This window comes from Mesorhizobium sp. B2-3-14 (assembly GCF_006442175.1).
Lineage (GTDB): Bacteria > Pseudomonadota > Alphaproteobacteria > Rhizobiales > Rhizobiaceae > Mesorhizobium > Mesorhizobium australicum.
Genome location: NZ_VFVP01000004.1, coordinates 528,621 through 545,278 on the forward strand (window position 1 = coordinate 528,621; position 16,658 = coordinate 545,278).

The 16,658-nt window shown below is 63.3% G+C and carries 16 protein-coding genes; 12 read left to right on the plus strand and 4 right to left on the minus strand.

All coding sequences use genetic code 11. The features are described 5' to 3' along the window. The first annotated feature begins 137 nt into the window (after positions 1-137). The 7 genes from FJ950_RS14390 to FJ950_RS14420 all read left to right on the plus strand — a co-directional run bounded on the left by FJ950_RS14390 (position 138) and on the right by FJ950_RS14420 (position 7,348). A complete protein-coding gene (locus FJ950_RS14390; protein ID WP_015318513.1) occupies positions 138-1,628 on the plus strand; it encodes a replicative DNA helicase in 1,491 nt (496 codons plus the stop codon). A 139-nt stretch (positions 1,629-1,767) separates the two neighbouring features. Further along, a complete protein-coding gene (gene radA / locus FJ950_RS14395) occupies positions 1,768-3,171 on the plus strand; it encodes a DNA repair protein RadA (RefSeq protein ID WP_140617228.1) in 1,404 nt (467 codons plus the stop codon). 47 nt (positions 3,172-3,218) lie between these two features. Continuing rightward, positions 3,219-3,878, plus strand: a complete 660-nt coding sequence (locus tag FJ950_RS14400; RefSeq protein ID WP_140617229.1) for a CvpA family protein — start codon at positions 3,219-3,221, stop codon at positions 3,876-3,878. 104 nt (positions 3,879-3,982) lie between these two features. Continuing rightward, complete coding sequence (gene purF, locus FJ950_RS14405; RefSeq protein ID WP_015318516.1) at positions 3,983-5,452, plus strand: amidophosphoribosyltransferase; 1,470 nt, start codon at positions 3,983-3,985, stop codon at positions 5,450-5,452. A 48-nt stretch (positions 5,453-5,500) separates the two neighbouring features. Next, positions 5,501-6,241 (plus strand): SDR family NAD(P)-dependent oxidoreductase, encoded by a 741-nt coding sequence (locus tag FJ950_RS14410; protein ID WP_140617230.1) that lies wholly within the window; start codon positions 5,501-5,503, stop codon positions 6,239-6,241. A gap of 77 nt (positions 6,242-6,318) precedes the next feature. Further along, complete coding sequence (locus tag FJ950_RS14415) at positions 6,319-6,960, plus strand: hypothetical protein (protein WP_140617231.1); 642 nt, start codon at positions 6,319-6,321, stop codon at positions 6,958-6,960. A 169-nt stretch (positions 6,961-7,129) separates the two neighbouring features. After that, positions 7,130-7,348, plus strand: a complete 219-nt coding sequence (locus tag FJ950_RS14420; protein ID WP_015318519.1) for a hypothetical protein — start codon at positions 7,130-7,132, stop codon at positions 7,346-7,348. Between the two features lie 50 nt (positions 7,349-7,398). Here FJ950_RS14420 and FJ950_RS14425 read toward each other — a convergent pair whose 3' ends face one another. Then, positions 7,399-7,902 carry an OsmC family protein gene (locus FJ950_RS14425; RefSeq protein WP_140617232.1) on the minus strand — a complete coding sequence of 168 codons (504 nt, stop codon included), beginning with the start codon at positions 7,900-7,902 and terminating at the stop codon, positions 7,399-7,401. Positions 7,903-8,097: 195 nt separating this feature from the next. On the opposite strand from FJ950_RS14425, the gene FJ950_RS14430 reads away from it, so the two are divergent. The 3 genes from FJ950_RS14430 (at position 8,098) to FJ950_RS14440 (ending at position 12,057) form a co-directional block, all read left to right on the plus strand. Continuing rightward, a complete protein-coding gene (locus FJ950_RS14430; protein ID WP_140617233.1) occupies positions 8,098-9,615 on the plus strand; it encodes an alpha/beta hydrolase in 1,518 nt (505 codons plus the stop codon). Positions 9,616-9,777: 162 nt separating this feature from the next. Then, entirely contained in the window at positions 9,778-10,884 is a 1,107-nt protein-coding gene (gene aguA / locus FJ950_RS14435; RefSeq protein WP_140617234.1) for an agmatine deiminase, read from the plus strand. Between the two features lie 69 nt (positions 10,885-10,953). Next, the gene (locus FJ950_RS14440) at positions 10,954-12,057 is read left to right on the plus strand and encodes a polyamine ABC transporter substrate-binding protein (protein ID WP_140617235.1); all 1,104 of its coding nucleotides are present in this window, start codon (positions 10,954-10,956) and stop codon (positions 12,055-12,057) included. Between the two features lie 13 nt (positions 12,058-12,070). Here the strand turns inward: FJ950_RS14440 and FJ950_RS14445 are convergent, their stop codons facing one another. From FJ950_RS14445 to FJ950_RS14455, 3 genes are all read right to left on the minus strand, one after another. Next, positions 12,071-12,778 carry a LuxR C-terminal-related transcriptional regulator gene (locus FJ950_RS14445; protein ID WP_246681316.1) on the minus strand — a complete coding sequence of 236 codons (708 nt, stop codon included), beginning with the start codon at positions 12,776-12,778 and terminating at the stop codon, positions 12,071-12,073. A gap of 166 nt (positions 12,779-12,944) precedes the next feature. Next, positions 12,945-13,778, minus strand: a complete 834-nt coding sequence (locus FJ950_RS14450; protein ID WP_140617237.1) for a glutathione S-transferase family protein — start codon at positions 13,776-13,778, stop codon at positions 12,945-12,947. A 26-nt stretch (positions 13,779-13,804) separates the two neighbouring features. After that, positions 13,805-14,386, minus strand: coding sequence for a VOC family protein (locus FJ950_RS14455; RefSeq protein WP_015318526.1), 582 nt, complete (start codon positions 14,384-14,386; stop codon positions 13,805-13,807). A gap of 337 nt (positions 14,387-14,723) precedes the next feature. Between FJ950_RS14455 and FJ950_RS14460 the strand changes: the two genes are divergently transcribed. Together FJ950_RS14460 and FJ950_RS14465 are read left to right on the plus strand one after the other, a co-directional pair. Continuing rightward, positions 14,724-15,611: a DMT family transporter gene (locus FJ950_RS14460; protein ID WP_140617238.1), complete on the plus strand. Its 888-nt coding sequence runs from the start codon at positions 14,724-14,726 to the stop codon at positions 15,609-15,611. A 60-nt stretch (positions 15,612-15,671) separates the two neighbouring features. Further along, positions 15,672-16,577, plus strand: a complete 906-nt coding sequence (locus FJ950_RS14465; RefSeq protein WP_140617239.1) for a DMT family transporter — start codon at positions 15,672-15,674, stop codon at positions 16,575-16,577. Positions 16,578-16,658: the final 81 nt, after the last annotated feature.

The window sequence follows — 16,658 nt, forward strand, 5'->3', positions numbered from 1 at the left end:
TGCGATTCTTTCCACGGAAAAATTTTGGCTGTGAATCGCGAGTACCAAAGCCGCTTCTTCACGGGCTGTTGCAGATAAGTCAGCACTGACTTGTCCAGTTCTGATATCGACAGAAGGGGATCGAAATCGGGGACATCATGGCAGAGGCAGCACGAAAATTCGGCGTGGCAGAGCAACCGCTCTATCGCGAATCGCCCAACAACATCGAGGCCGAGCAGGCGCTGCTTGGCGCTATACTTGTCAACAACGATGCCTTCTACCGGGTGTCCGACTTCCTGAAGTCCGGCCATTTCTACGAACCCCTCCACCGCAAGATCTTCGATGTCGCGGCCGAGCTGATCCGCATGGGCAAGGCGGCGACGCCGATCACGCTGAAGACCTTCCTGCCCGCCGACGAAAAGGTCGGCGACATGACGGTGGCGCAGTATGTGGTGCGGCTGGCGGTGGAAGCCGTCACCGTCGTCAACGCCACCGACTACGGCCGCGCCATTTATGATCTGGCGACGCGCCGGGCGTTGATCACCGTCGGCGAGGACATGGTCAACATCGCTTATGACGCCCCTGTCGACATGTCGCCTTCCGAACAGATCGAGGACGCGGAGCGCCGCCTGTTCGAGCTGGCCGAGACCGGGCGCTATGACGGCGGCTTCGAGAGCTTCACCGACGCGGTCAAGACCGCGGTCGACATGGCCAACGCCGCCTATATGCGTGACGGCGGTCTGTCGGGCCTCGCCACCGGCATGCGCGATCTCGACCGCCGTATGGGCGGCCTGCAGTCGTCCGATCTGATCATCATCGCCGGCCGTCCAGGCATGGGCAAGACATCACTCGCCACCAACATCGCCTTCAACATTGCCGAGATGTATGAGCCGGCGCAGCAGGCCGATGGCTCGTTCAAGGCGGCCAATGGCGGCGTGGTCGGTTTTTTCTCGCTCGAAATGTCGTCCGAACAGCTCGCAACCCGCATCATTTCCGAACAGACGGAAATTTCGTCCTCCAAGATCCGCCGCGGCGAAATCAGCGAAATGGACTTCGAAAAGCTGGTCGCCTGTTCGCAGACCATGCAGAAGATCCCGCTGTTCATCGACCAGACCGGCGGTATTTCCATTGCCCAGTTGTCTGCCCGCGCGCGTCGTCTGAAGCGCCAGCGCGGCCTGGACCTGATCGTCATCGACTATATTCAGCTGATGCAAGGCTCATCCGCCAAGTCTTCGCAGAACCGCGTGCAGGAAATCACCGAGATCACCACCGGCCTGAAGGCGCTGGCCAAGGAACTGGCCGTGCCGATCATCGCGCTGTCGCAGCTGTCGCGTCAGGTCGAAAGCCGCGACGACAAGCGCCCGCAACTCTCCGACCTGCGCGAATCCGGTTCGATCGAGCAGGACGCCGACGTGGTCATCTTCGTCTATCGCGAGGAATATTACCTCAAGAACCGCGAGCCGAAGCTCGGCACCGAGGAATACGTCAAGTGGGAAAACGAGATGAACGAGATGCGCGGCAAGGCCGAGGTGATCGTGGCCAAGCAGCGCCATGGGCCGACGGGCTCTGTCACGCTTGCCTTCCACGGCGAATTCACCCGCTTTTCCGATCTCGCGGAAGAGCACCATATCGCGGAAAGGTTTGAGTAGCCTCTTGCCAGCGATCTCACCAATAGCAACGGGTCTCGGCGCTCTGCGGCGCCCTCCTCTGTCCTGCCGGACATCTCCCCCGCACGGGGGGAGATTGGCTGTCACGCGCGGCGCCCGCCAGCGGGCGGGAAGGTAAAGCGTGGTCAAATCCCGCGTCCAGTTCATCTGCCAGAATTGCGGTTCGGTGCATCAGCGCTGGGCCGGCAAATGCGATGCCTGCGGCGAGTGGAACACGCTGGTCGAGGAAGGCACATCTGGCGGCATCGGCTCGGGCCCTGCCAACACGCGCAACGCCCGCAAGGGCCGCGCGGTGGTGCTGACCACGCTTTCGGGCGATATCGAGGACGCGCCGCGCATCATCTCAGGTATCGGCGAACTCGACCGCGCCACCGGTGGCGGTTTCGTTCGGGGCTCTGCACTTCTGGTCGGCGGCGATCCCGGTATCGGCAAATCGACGCTGCTCACCCAGGCCGCGGCCGCACTTGCCTCCAAGGGCCATCGCATCGTCTATGTCTCGGGCGAAGAGGCAGTTGCCCAGATCAGGCTGCGTGCGCAGAGGCTCGGCGTCGCATCGGCGCCGGTGGAACTCGCGGCCGAGACCAATGTCGAGGATATCCTCGCCACGATCGCCGACGGCAAGCGGCCCGATCTGGTCATCCTCGATTCGATCCAGACACTGTGGACCGACTTGGCCGATTCGGCGCCAGGCACCGTCACACAAGTGCGCGCCGCGGCGCAGGCAATGATCCGCTACGCGAAATCCACGGGTGCCGCGATCGTGCTGGTCGGCCATGTCACCAAGGAAGGCCAGATCGCCGGTCCGCGCGTGGTCGAGCACATGGTCGACGGCGTGCTCTATTTCGAGGGCGAAGGCGGCCACCACTTCCGTATCCTGCGCACGGTGAAGAACCGCTTCGGACCGACCGACGAGATCGGGGTCTTCGAAATGTCGGACAAAGGTCTGCGCGAGGTCTCCAATCCATCCGAGCTTTTCCTTGGCGAACGGCACGCGAAATCACCGGGAGCAGCGGTTTTCGCCGGCATGGAAGGCACCAGGCCGGTTCTGGTCGAAATCCAGGCGCTGGTCGCGGCCTCCTCGCTCGGCACGCCGCGCCGGGCGGTGGTCGGCTGGGACGGCGCGCGGCTGTCGATGATCTTGGCAGTGCTGGAGGCGCATTGCGGTGTGCGTTTCGGGCAGCATGACGTCTACCTCAACGTCGCCGGCGGCTACCGCATCAGCGAGCCGGCGGCCGATCTCGCGGTCGCAGCCGCACTGGTTTCCTCGCTCACTGGTCTTGCCCTCCCCGCCGATTGCGTCTATTTCGGCGAAATCAGCCTTTCGGGCGCGGTGAGGCCGGTTGCGCATGCGCAGCAGCGTCTCAAGGAAGCCGAAAAACTGGGTTTTGGTAGCGCGGTTCTGCCCTTGGGCAGCGAGGAACTTGCTGGGGGGATTGGGGCCGGCGCTTTCCAGCCCACCGAGCTTGCCGACCTCGTGGCGCGCATAGCCGGCTCACGGCGCAGCCGTGCCGACGATGAAGAATGACGCGGCTCGTCGAGTCGTGAACAAGAGATCGGAGTGGGGCCAAAGACATGCCGATTACGCTGCTTGACGGAATTCTCGTCGGCTTCACCCTGGTCTCGGCGATGCTCGCCATGGTTCGCGGCTTTTCGCGCGAGGTGCTTTCGGTCGTCTCCTGGGCGGCGGCGGCGGCGGCGGCCTTCTTCTTCTACAAACCGGTCCTGCCCTACCTGAAGCCCTATATCGACAATGAGAAGATCGCCATGGCGGCGGCCGCAGGCGTGGTCTTCATCATCGCGCTGATCGTCGTCTCGGTCATCACCATGAAGCTTGCCGACTGGATCATCGATTCGCGCATCGGCGCCCTCGACCGCACGCTCGGCTTCCTCTACGGCGCCGCGCGCGGCGTCCTGGTCGTCGCCGTCGCGCTGCTGTTCTTCAACTGGCTGGCCGGCGCCAAGGCCCCGGCCTGGGTCACGGAAGCCAAGTCGCGACCACTGCTGGAACAGATCGGCGCCAAGCTCGAGAGCCTGCTTCCAGAGGACCCGGAAAACGCCATCCTCAAGAAGCTCAATCCGAATCAGCCGGCCACCGAGACGCCCGTCGCGCCCGACGCACCGGCGGCGGATGCACCAGCCGGCGGCGACGACGCCAATGCGCCGGCGCCTGACGACAACGACGCCGGTCCTGCCGACAACACCACCAAGCCGGCGCCAGCGCCGGCGAACTGAGGTCCGAACGGGGCGTCTGGCGATCGATCCATGTGAACGATCGCACGCGGTGCGTTGCTTTCGACGCGCGACCGCCTTATATGGCGATTTTAGCGGAGCTTAAGATGGCAGACGCAGACGACGTGCTTTCCGCCGAGGCTGACGATCATTTCCATGACGAGTGCGGCGTGTTCGGCATCTTTGGCCGGCAGGATGCGGCGGCCATCGTCACACTCGGCCTGCATGCGCTGCAGCATCGAGGTCAGGAAGCGGCCGGCATCGTCTCCTATGACGGCACCCAGTTCCATGTCGAACGCCATGTCGGCCTGATCGGCGACACCTTCACCAAGCAGCGCGTCATCGACAGCCTGCAAGGCAACCGCGCCATCGGCCACACGCGCTACGCGACCACCGGCGGCGCCGGCATGCGCAACATCCAGCCCTTCTTCGCCGAATTGGCCGATGGCGGCTTTGCCGTCGCCCATAACGGCAACCTCACCAACGCCATGACGGTGCAGCGCGCGCTGCAGAAGCAAGGCGCGATCTTCTCCTCCACCTCCGACACCGAGACGCTTTTGCATCTGGTCGCGACCAGCAAGGAGCGCGACCTCAATTCGCGCTTCATCGACGCGGTGCGCCAAGTCGAGGGCGCCTTCTCGCTGGTGGCGATGACGGCCAAGAAGATGATCGGCTGCCGCGATCCGCTCGGCATCCGCCCGCTGGTGCTGGGCGATCTCGACGGCGCCTGGATCCTGGCCTCCGAGACCTGTGCGCTCGACATCATCGGCGCGCGTTTCGTGCGCGACCTGAAGCCCGGCGAGATGGTCGTCGTCACCTCCAAGGGCATTGAGAGCCTGTTCCCGTTCGAACCGCAGAAGACCCGCTTCTGCATCTTCGAATATGTCTATTTCGCCCGACCCGACTCCTCGGTCGAGGGCCGTAACGTCTATGAGGTACGCAAGCGCATCGGCGCGGAACTGGCGCAGGAAAATCCGGTCGACGCCGATATCGTCGTACCGGTGCCGGATTCCGGCACGCCGGCGGCAATCGGCTTCAGCCAGGCGGCGGGCATTCCCTTCGAACTCGGCATCATCCGCAACCACTATGTCGGCCGCACCTTCATCCAGCCTGGCGATTCGATCCGCCATATGGGCGTCAAGCTCAAGCACAACGCCAATCGCCGCATGATCGAGGGCAAGCGCGTGGTGCTGGTCGACGACAGCATCGTGCGCGGCACCACCAGCCAGAAGATCGTGCAGATGGTGCGCGATGCCGGCGCCAAGGAAGTGCACATGCGCATCGCCTCGCCGCCGACCAGCGCATCGTGCTTCTATGGCGTCGACACGCCGGAGAAGTCGAAGCTGCTGGCTTCGCGCATGTCGGTGGAAGAGATGGCCGAGTTCATCCGGGTCGATTCGCTCGGTTTCCTCAGTATCAACGGTCTCTACCGCGCCGTCGGCGAGGCCAGCCGCGACGACGAGCAGCCGCAGTTCTGCGATGCATGCTTCACCGGCCAGTACCCGACCCGCCTGCTCGACTTCGAAGGCCACGACAATGTGCGCACGCTGTCGCTGCTGGCGACAAGCGGGTCGTAGAATTGGCGGATCCTCATCAGCCTTAGCCAGAGTTCCGGAAGCCATCGCATGACCCTCGACCTTACCGGCCGCGTCGCGGTCGTCACCGGCGCCTCGCGCGGCATCGGCTATTTCATCGCCAGGGAATTGGCTGCGGCCGGCGCGCATGTCATCGCGGTTGCCCGCACCGTCGGCGGGCTGGAAGAACTCGACGACCAGATCAAGGCGGCCGGCGGCCAGGCGACATTGGTGCCGCTCGATCTCGCCGACATGGCCGGTATCGACCGGCTGGGCGGCGCCATCCACGAGCGCTGGGGCAAGCTCGACATCCTCGTCGCCAATGCCGGCGTGCTTGGCGTCATCTCGCCGATCGGCCATGTCGAGGCCAAGACCTTCGAAAAGGTGATGACCATCAACGTCACCTCGACCTGGCGGCTGATCCGCTCGGTCGACCCGCTGCTGCGGCTTTCGGATGCCGGCCGGGCGATTATCCTGTCGTCCAACGCGGCGCATTCGGCGCGCGCCTTCTGGGCGCCTTACGCGGCATCGAAGGCGGCGGTGGAGACCATGATGCGCTCCTGGGCGCATGAGACGCAAAATCTGCCGCTGCGCGTCAATGCAGCCGACCCCGGCGCCACCCGCACCGCGATGCGCGCACAAGCCGTGCCCGGTGAGGATCCCGAGACATTGCCGCACCCCTCCGAGACCGCCAAACGCATCGTGCCGCTGGCCAGCCCGGATCTCAAAGAGACCGGCCTGATCTTCCAGGCCAAGCACAACCGCTTCGTCGCCTACCGACAACCGGAATAAAAGCCGGTTCGAAATGGATTAAAACAGCCTTCGGCTACGTTCTTCTGACGTAGGACATTCGAAACCGGAGGACCGACATGCCAAGACTCGCCATCGTTGCCGCCACCGCCCTTGCCGCCGCTCTTGGAGCTACGGTGGGCGTGGCCGTTTCCCAAGATACCAAGATGAGTTTCTTCGTCACCAGCGTCGGCTCCGGCAAGGGGGGCGATCTCGGCGGCCTGAAGGGCGCGGATGCCCATTGCGCGTCGCTGGCGGAAGCCGCCGGCGTCAACGGCAAGACCTGGCACGCATATCTCTCGACCAGCGCGGAGGATGCGCGCGATCGCATCGGCAAGGGTCCCTGGTTCAACGCCAAGGGCGCCAAGATCGCCGATGATGTCGCCTCGCTGCACAGCGACGCCAACGGCATCACCAAGCAGACCGCGCTGAACGAGAAGGGTGAGACGGTCAACGGCCGCGGCGATACGCCCAACCGACACGACATGCTGACCGGCTCCAAGCCCGACGGCACCAGGATCGCCGACCAGACCTGCGGCGACTGGACGATGAGCGGCTCCGAAGGGGCGGCGATGATGGGCCATCACGACCGCACCGGTCTCGACGATTCGGCGGCGGCGAAGTCGTGGAATTCTTCGCATGCCTCGCGTGGCGGCTGCAGCCAGGAGGCGCTGAAAGGCACAGGCGGCGACGGCCTGTTCTATTGCTTTGCGACCGACTGAACCACGGCGGAGGGCAATACCGCAGCTAGGAACCCGACGGATCATCACGCGGCTGTGATCTGAGGGGAGAAGCCGCTGGGCGGTCATGCTTTCGTCATTTCCGAGGAGTTGTTAGGATCGAGCGAATCCCGCAACGAGAGCCCGATCTGGGCAGAACAAGGAAAACTCCATGGCTACGACCGCAGCATTGGTCTGGTATCTGGTAATCGCCGGCCCGCAGGGCGGCATGGTCGTGCTGCCCAGCACCTTCGACAAGCGCGAACAGTGCACCGCCGCCATCACCGAGTATCAGAAGCAGCCGACACCCGCCGGCTGGTCCGTGCAGTGCGTGCCGAGCGCCTCGCCCTTCACCGACGAAGGCGACGCCGAAGAGCCGGCAGCTCAGTAAGCATCAGATATCGCAAGGCCCGCGACCGCTGCCGCGGGCCTTGCGATTCATCACCGCGCGCTCACCGTCAGTTCCGGCTTTTGTTTGATGGTCTGGAACACCACGCAATAGCGCTCGGTCAGCTTCAGCAGCGAATCAATGCGCTCCGGAGGCTCCGCCGTGTCGAGATTGAAATTGAGCCGAATGGCGCGAAAGCCGACCGGCGCATCCTTGGCGACACCAAGCGTGCCGCGAAAATCAAGATCGCCTTCGGCTTCAACGGTAGCGGCGCCGAGCTTGAATTCGAGCGCCGTCGCCACCGCCTTCAGCGTCACCCCGGCGCACGCCACCAGCGCCTCGAGCAGCATGTCGCCGGAGCACAGTTCGAGCCCCGAGCCGCCTGTTGCCGGATGAAGGCCGGCGATTGCCAACGCCCTGCCCGTCTCCACCTTGCAGGCCACCGACTGTTCGTCGATCGAGCCCTTTGCCCTTAGCGTGATCAGTGCTTGCGTGGCGTCGTCGCGGTAGGCCTGCTTCAGCGGCGCCTGCATGGCCTTCAGCTCGGTTGCGTCCATTTTCGTTCCTCCGACAGGCTTTCTGCCTTGATAGCATGGTCCTGCGAGACGTGTGAGGCAATCCAAACATGACGACCCAAGCTGTCAGGAACTGGTTTCGGCGGAAACAACAGCAGTGGGCGCGCCATCGTCTGATCCCTTTGACTTCATCCGCCTCGGCCATAGCTATGCGGGAGTCTTTTCCGCGGAGGTCTCATGCGTTCCAAGCTGAAACTCGTCTCCCTTGTCCTCTTCATGCTTGCCGGTTTCGCGCAGCCTCTCCTGGCCGAAACGGCGGAGCGGCCGGCACCTGCGGGCGGCGTGCTTTCACTGCTGCCGTCACCTGAGATCACCGACCATTCGATCACCATTGGCGGACGCAGCCTGCGGTATCAGGCAAAGGCCGGCACGCTTCCGCTGCTCTCCGGCAAGGGCGAGATCACGGCGGAGATCTTCTATGTTGCCTATACGCTGAAGCCGCGGGAGAGCGTGGCGACGGAAGCACCGCGGCCAATCACCTTCGTGTTCAACGGCGGCCCGGGCGCCGCTTCAGCCTATCTGCATCTCGGCGCGCTCGGACCGCGCGTCGTGGCGACCGGAGCCGGCGGGGAATTCCTCCCCTCGCCGCAAAAGCTCATCGACAATCCCGACAGTTGGCTCGACATGACCGACCTCGTCTTCGTCGACCCGGTGGGAACCGGCTACAGCCGCGAGGCGCCCGGCCAGGATACGCACGACTTCTGGGGCGTCAGCCAGGATGCCAGTTCGATCGGCGCCTTCATCAGGCTCTATCTCGCCCAAAACAGCCGCATGGGATCTCCGCTGTTCCTCGCCGGTGAGAGCTATGGCGGGTTCCGCGCGGCACTGCTTGCCAGGACGCTGCAGGAAGATATCGGCATCAGCCCGAGCGGCATCGTGCTGATCTCGCCGGCGCTGGAATTCACCCTGGTGCAGCCCGACGAATTCGAGCCGCTGCATTGGGCTCTCGAACTACCCTCCCTCGCCGCGGTTCGCCTGCGCAGTGAAGGTGTCAGCGGCGACACTTTGCGGAAAAAGCTCGCCGAGGTCGAGCATTATGCACTTGGCGAGTACCTCAGTGCGCTCACCAGTGGGCTGGAGCAAGGCGGACGGCTGGCGGGTGATCGCGTGGCCGAGATCACCGGCCTGCCTCTCGACCTCGTTCACCGCAACTTCGCCCGCGTCCCGACCTCGCTCTTCGCAAGGGAGTTTGGCCGTGCCGCGGGCAAGGTGCTCAGCCCCTATGACGGCATGATCGCGACGGCGGACATCGCTCCCCAGAGTGCCCGTATCGCTGGCCCCGATCCGGTGCTGGACCGTAGTGTGCCGGCGCTGACCTCGGCCTTTGTCGCTTACGCTCGCGACGAGCTGAACTTTCGCACCGATGTCAGCTACCGCTTGCTGAACGGCGATATCAGCCACAACTGGGACTACGGGACGAGCGCCTCGCGCCAGGGCTATGCCGGCGTGATGGATGACCTGCAACGGGCGCGGTCCTTGAATCCCGCGCTGGGCGTCGTCATCGTCAACGGCTACACCGATCTCGTCACTCCCTATCTGGCGTCGCGTTATCTGGTCAGCCAGATCCCGTCGCTCGCCGGCGCCAGGCCGATCCGCCTCGACGTCGTTGAAGGTGGGCACATGATGTATCTCGAACCGGACGGACGGCGCGCGCTGAAGCAGGCCGCTTCAGAGGTTTACCAGGCAACCCAGTAGCCAACGGGACATCGAGTCTCCGGGCAACCAAGGCCCGGCGCCGATGCAGGACCGGTGGCCGGTGCAGTGATCAAGCTGTCCCAAATGGGACATTGACGGACAAGGTCCCAAAACCGTCTGATCGGGCGAGGTTTCGTCATTCCATTTCCCGGTGGTCCCACAATGTCACATACGCTCTCGACCACACCGAGGCAGGATGGGTTTCGCGCCCCTGGCGAATTCGAGCCTAAATCGGGCTGTTGGCTGATCTGGCCAGAACGGCCGGACACCTGGCGGCTGGGCGCCAAGCCCGCGCAGAGGCTGTTCGCCAATGTCGCTGCGGCGATCGCACAAAGCGAGCCGATGACGGTGGCGGCGTCCAGCCGCCAGTGGCAGAACGCAAGAGCGCGATTGCCCAGCCATGTGCGCGTCGTGGAAATGTCGACCAATGATTCCTGGCTCCGCGACAGTGGCCCCAATTTCGTCGTCAATGATCGAGGCGAAGTGCGCGGCGTCGATTGGATCTTCAACGCTTATGGCGGTTTCGACGGCGGCCTCTACTCGCCTTGGGATCTCGACGACCTCGTGGCGCAAAAGGTCCTCGAGATCGAGAGGATGGACCGTTATCGCGCACCGCTGATCGCCGAGGGCGGCGGACTGCAATGCGACGGCCAAGGCACGCTCATCACGACCGAGCAGTGCCTGCTCAATCGCAACCGTAATGCCCATCTCGGAAAGGCGAAGGTGGAACAACAGCTTGGCGACTATCTCGGCGTCGACAAAATCATCTGGCTGCCGCGCGGTTTTGCTTTCGACGAGACGGATGGCCATGTCGACGACCTCTGCTGCTTCGTTCGTCCAGGCGTTGTGGCGCTGAGCTGGACCGACGAGCGGGACGATCCGCAATATGAGATCGTACGCGAAGCCGAAGAGGTGCTGCGCTCGGCCCGCGACGCGCGTGGCCGTCGCCTGGAGGTTCATCGGCTGCACCATCCCCTGCCGATCGAGATGACGATGGAAGAAAGCGAGAGCGTGGACCGGGTCGATTCGACCTGGGCACGGCCGACCGGCAACCGGATCGCGGCGAGTTACATCAACTATTATCCGGGTAACAGCGTCGTGGTCGTGCCGGAATTCGGCAGCGATTTCGACGGGAGGGCAAAGCAACAGCTGGCCACGCTGTTTCCCGACCACAAGATTGTCGGCATCGAGAACTCCCGCGAAATTCTGCTCGGAGGCGGCAATGTCGCCTGTATTACGTTACCCGTTTATGCGCCCCACCGGCATTGAGCGGCAAGCGTGCCGAAGTGAAATCAGAACGGTGCGCCGCATCGGCCCGCCAGGCAAAAGGAGATACCCATGCGCGCTCTGCTCTTCCCAATCCTGACCGCCGCGCTTGCCTGCGGCATCAGCTTCGGTGTCGCCCGGGCGGACGATGAGAAGGTGGTCAACGTCTACAACTGGTCCGACTACATCGCCCCGGACACGGCTGAGAAATTCGAGAAGGAGACGGGCATCAAGGTCCGTTACGATGTCTATGACGGCAACGAGGTCCTTGAGACGAAACTGCTCACCGGCGGCTCGGGATATGACGTGGTCTATCCCTCGGCCTTTCCGTTCCTGAAGAACCAGGTGAAGGCAGGCGCTTTCCTGCGGCTCGAAAGATCGAAGCTTTCAAACCACTCGAAAATCGATCCGCAAGCCTTGTCGCTGATCGCGGGTGCGGATCCGCAGAACCTGTACGCCGTGCCTTACATGGCCGTCACAGACGGGATCGGCTACAATGTCGCTGCCGTCAAGCAACGGATGCCGGATGCGCCGACAGGTTCCTTCGCCATGGTCTTCGACGTCGACGTCGTCAAGAAATTCTCCGATTGCGGCGTCGCCATGATCGATGCTCCGGCGGAGATCATTCCTATGGCTATGAACTATCTCCACATCGATCCCAGGTCGACCAGTCCGGACGACCTCGCCAAGGTCGAAGAGCTGATGGGCAAGGTGCGGCCCTATATCCGTTACTTCCACTCGTCGAAATACATCAACGACCTGGCGAATGGCGACATCTGTGTCGTGCTGGGCTGGTCGGGCGACATATTGCAGGCCAAGACCCGTGCGGCGGAATCCGCGAAGAAGCTGGAGATTGCATATTCCATTCCAACGGAAGGCACGCTGATAAACTTCGATACGATGGCCGTGCCTAAGGATGCGCCGCATCCGGAGAATGCCCAGGCCTGGATCGATTTCAACTTGCGGCCCGATATCGCAGCGGCCAATTCCAGTTATGTTTCCTATGCCAATGCGATCCCGGAATCCCTGCCGCTGATGGATCAGGCCGTCGCAAAGGATCCCGGCGTTTTCCCGTCCGACGATGTAAAGGCCAAGCTGTTCGTGGTCGAAAACAACGACGCAAAGCTGCTGCGACTGCAAAACCGCATGTGGACACGCGTCGTGACGGGACAGTGAAGCTGGCGAACCGTCAGTTGGGCGAGGCCTTCCAGCCTATGGCCAATAACTCGACCTGGGAGTGCACACCGAGCTTGCGGTAGACCTGCTTGATGTGGTTGCGCACGGTGCCGGGTGAAATCGACAGGTTTCGCGAAATCGTCTTGGAGCTGCCGCCCTCGATCAGGAGCCGCGCGATCTGCCTTTCCCGGGCGCTGAGTTGCGACCCCGCGGCTTCGATTGCGGAACCCTTGTCGCGAAGACGGCACAAATGAAGCAGCCTTTGCAGAATGAGCTTTGTCGCGCTGCTCGCCGCGCCGGCCACAGCCAGATCACGCTCGCCAAAACGCGGTGCGCCTTCCCGGCGAAGAAAGGTTACATAGCCGGCGGTCAGTCCGTCGAGGTTGAACACGCCGGTTATTTCATCGAAGCTGCCGGAGGGCCCGTAGAATTCGCGGTAATACGGCGTGCGCTGGAAATCGCATTGGCTGAGAGCCGACAACGGCAGCAGGAAATCCTGTCTGGTGCTGGCGAACCTCTGGAAGAACGGATCCTGGCGATAGACGCGCGCATCATAGTCGCGGTTCCAGCGATCGGGTCCGGCATCGTCGATGGTCAGGGATGTTATGTCGCGACGATAGAAGCCAACATAGACACGATCCGAGCCAAGCAGCACCCTCGCCGCCGCGCTGAAGCGGGCCGACAAGTCTTCGGGCGTTGCCGCCAAGGCCGCGGCGGCCACGCCACCACTCCAGCGTTCAAGCCGGTCGAGAGAAAAATTCGACTGCATCCGCGCCCAGACTAACGCAAGCCCCGCCAACTTCAAGCTGGCGGGGAACCGCGAGGTCGCCGGTGAGATCAGTCCGGCGGCCGCTTCCGCAGCTCATCGCACCATCGACTGGTTGGACTCACGCCTTGGCCTGCGACCTCACATGGGCGATGTAGCCGCGCACGTCGCTGGCCGGACCAGCATAGGCCTTGCCGAGCTTCTTCTCCATCGCAGCCATGTATTCCTTCGCCCATTTGGGCAGGGCGTAGTCAATGACGGCGAGGAATTCGAGCGTCGCCGCAAGACGGATGTCGGCGATCGACGGGCTCTTGCCGCCGATGAACGGCTTGCCGTCGCGGAAGAAGGAGTGGAAGACCTCGAGCGGCTCGGCAATGGCGGCGACCGCGGCCTTCTGTGCCTCCGATTTCCTGTCTGGGTGGGCGTCGCTGTGACCGACCTCGCCGGCATATTGCGGGAAGCCGAGCGCCGGATAGGTGGCGCGCGCGACATAGGGATAGAGCGTGCCGATCAGATAGAACATAGCGCTGTCTATCATCGCCCGCTTGGCTGGCGCCTTCGGGTAGAATTTCTCCAGCCCATGCTTGTTGGAAAGATATTGCATGATGGCGCAGCTCTCCCACAGCACGCCGCGCGGCAGGCCCTTGTCCTCGATCATCGGCGTCAGGTGGGCCGGATTACGCGCCATGTATTCGGGCGAGCGCGTGTGCCCCCACGCATCGGTCTCCGCATGGTCGAGCCCGGCGGCGCGGGCAAAGACGCGAACGGTCATGTTGTTGACGCTCGGCTTCAGCATGCTGATGGTCAGCGCCGATTTCCTTGCCGGTTTCGCCTTGCCCTTGGCCGCGGTCTTGCCGGCGGCCTTTGGCGCCGTCTTGGTCGCAGCTTTTGCTGCCGCTTTTGCCGCTGGTTTGGCGGCCGGTTTCCCTGCGCTTTTCGCCACTGCTTTTGCCACGTGTTCCTCCCTTGCCTGTTCAGCCTTCAGTATGGATTTTTGGGCGCCCGGTCCGCCGACAATGTCGCGCGCGCGCGTTCCACCAGCGCCTGGATCGCATCAGCCAGATGCACCTCGGCGATGTTGTAATCGCCACGCGTGACGCGAAGCTTATGCGCCTCCATCAGCACATCGGCATGGGTGAAGCCTGCAGGCGGCTCGAAACGATAAGAGGCAAGCTCGATCAGAAGGCCGAGCGGATCCTCGAAATAGATTGAATCCATGAAGCCGCGATCCTTGACGCCACTGTGTTTGATGGCGCGCTCGTCGAGCCGGGCCACCGCCTGCAGGAAAGTGACGCGGGACACCGAAAAGGCGATGTGATGCACGCAGCCCGGGTCGGTCGGGGTGCGGCGCTGCACGGCCGTGCGGGTCTCGTCGGTGAAGATGGTGATCAGCCGGCCGTCGCCCGGATCGAAATAAAGATGGCTTTCGCTCGGCTTGTCGAGATTGGGCTGCTCGAAGATGAAAGGCATGCCCAGCACCCCTTCCCAGAAATCGATCGAGGTCTGGCGACCGGCACCGACCAGCGTGATGTGATGGACGCCTTGCGACTGCAGTTTCTGCATCGGCCTTCTCCCCGCAATATCCGCTCTAGCAGAAGCGGCCCGTCACGCCGCGCCCGCACAAGCTACATCTGGCATGAGCTGAGCGCCAATTCGATGTCCGTCCCCCGGCGTTCTGCGCGCCTGCCTTCGTCTCCGGCTTTATAAGATGATGCTAAACCAATCGACCGTGCCGCGCCAGAAGCCGCATCCGGGACAAGCTGCATTTCGCACCACTGCCGCCTGCCCCAAAAGCAAGCGCGGTGCTGGAGCAGCGCCGTGCGGGATTTCGCCCGTATAGCTGGCAGGTGCGGAGCCGCCGGGGGCTGGGGCCGCCTTCACTCAAGCAGGCGCACGCCTTATGGCCGATATCGCCATTCTCGATACACGCGAAAGGGTCTTCGCCGGAATCCTGCTGACGGGCGCCGCCTATTTGCTGTTTTCGACGCAGGACGCCTCGATCAAACTGCTGGTCACCGGCATGACCGTCTGGCAGATCATGTTCTTCCGCAGCATCACCATTCTTGGCGCCTGCGCGGTGATCGGCGGGCGGCCGCTGTTCGCCGACACGGTGCGCTCGCCGATCGTGCGGCCGATGCTGGTGCGCAGCGCCTTCACGCTCGCCGCCTGGCTCTGTTACTACAATGCCGCCCGCAGCCTGCAACTCGCCGAACTGACCACCGTCTATTACGCGGCTCCGATCATCGTCACCGTGCTATCGGTGGTCTTGCTCGGCGAAAAGGTGCCCGTTCTGCGCTGGCTGGCGGTTCTGATCGGCTTTGCCGGCGTCTTTGTCGCCTGCGATCCCGCCCATCTTGGCCTGTCCGTGCCCGTGTTGCTGGTACTGACGGCGGCCTGCCTTTGGGGCATCGCCATCGTGCTTCTGCGCAAGACGGCGCTTGCCGAGCGCTCGACGATCCAGCTCCTCCTCAACAATTTCTATTTCCTGGTTTTTTCGGCGGTGCCGGCGCTGTCGTGGTGGCATACGCCGGACCCGGCACAATTGCTGCTTCTTGCCAGCGTCGGTGCGCTCGGCGGCCTGGCGCAATATCTTCTCTTCGAGGGCATGAAGCGTACGCCGGCATCGATCCTGGCGCCGCTCGAGTACACCTCGCTGTTGTGGGCGTTCGCGCTCGGCTTCGCGATCTGGGGCGACGTGCCGCGCCGCGAAGTGTTCCTGGGTGCCGCCCTTATCGTCGCCGCCGGCCTGCTGATCGTCGGCGGCGAACATTTCCGCAAGCGGCTTTGACGTGGATGGTCATTACTCCCGACACGACGATGTCAGGACGAGGCAAGGTAGGCTGCCGGCATGACTGAGATCACGGCCACCGCGGAAACCACCGAACGCACGCTGGGTATCCTGCTGGTATCATCCTCGGCGGCTGTATTCGGGCTGACCGGCGTTCTGACCAAGTCGATCCATGCCGATCCGCTGACGATCACCTGCTGGCGCGGCTTTGTCGGCGCGATCCTGATCAGCCTCTACGTATTGTGGCGCCGCCGCCGTGCCGGCAACCGTGAACCGCTGCGGCTTGGCTGGCGCGGCTGGCTGCTGGCCATCGAAGGCGCACTGGCCAGCATCGCCTTCATTTCCGCTTTCAAGTTCACTTTCGTCGCCAATGTCGCGGTCATCTACGCGACGTCGCCCTTCATTGCCGCCGTACTGGCCTGGATGCTCGTGCGCGAGCCTTTCCGGCTGCAGACGATGGTGGCGGCGGCGGTGTCGCTGTGCGGGGTCGCCATCATGGTGTGGTCGGGTTTTGCCACCGGCAATTTGTTCGGCGACGGGCTGGCGCTGCTGATGACGGCCGGCAGCGCGCTGTACATGATCATGGTTCGCGCGTTCCGTGACACGCCCGTTGTGTGGGCCGGCGCGGTTTCGGCCTTCCTGCTGTTCATACTCGGATGGTTCGTCACCGATCCCCTGGCGGTCTCATCAAGGGACGCTATCCTGCTTGCCACCTTCGGCGCGTCCTTCGCACTGGCTTCCATTCTGTGGACGGAAGGCTCGCGGCTGATCCCGGCGCCTGAATCGGGCCTGCTCGGTTCGGCGGAAGTGCCGTTCGCGATCCTATTTGCTTTTCTGTTCCTGGCCGAAATCCCGCCGATGGCCAGCATCGTCGGCGGTGCCATCGTGCTCGGCGCCGTCTTTGCCCATGCCGGCCGCGACTGGCTGAAGGCACGCTCGCGACAGGCGTCTTCAAATATTTCTTAAAAAATTTCGGAAGTCACGGAACCATCACCGTGCCCGGACATTATTAGTGTGACGGGCCACCCCCCCAAGTCCCCCCAAACC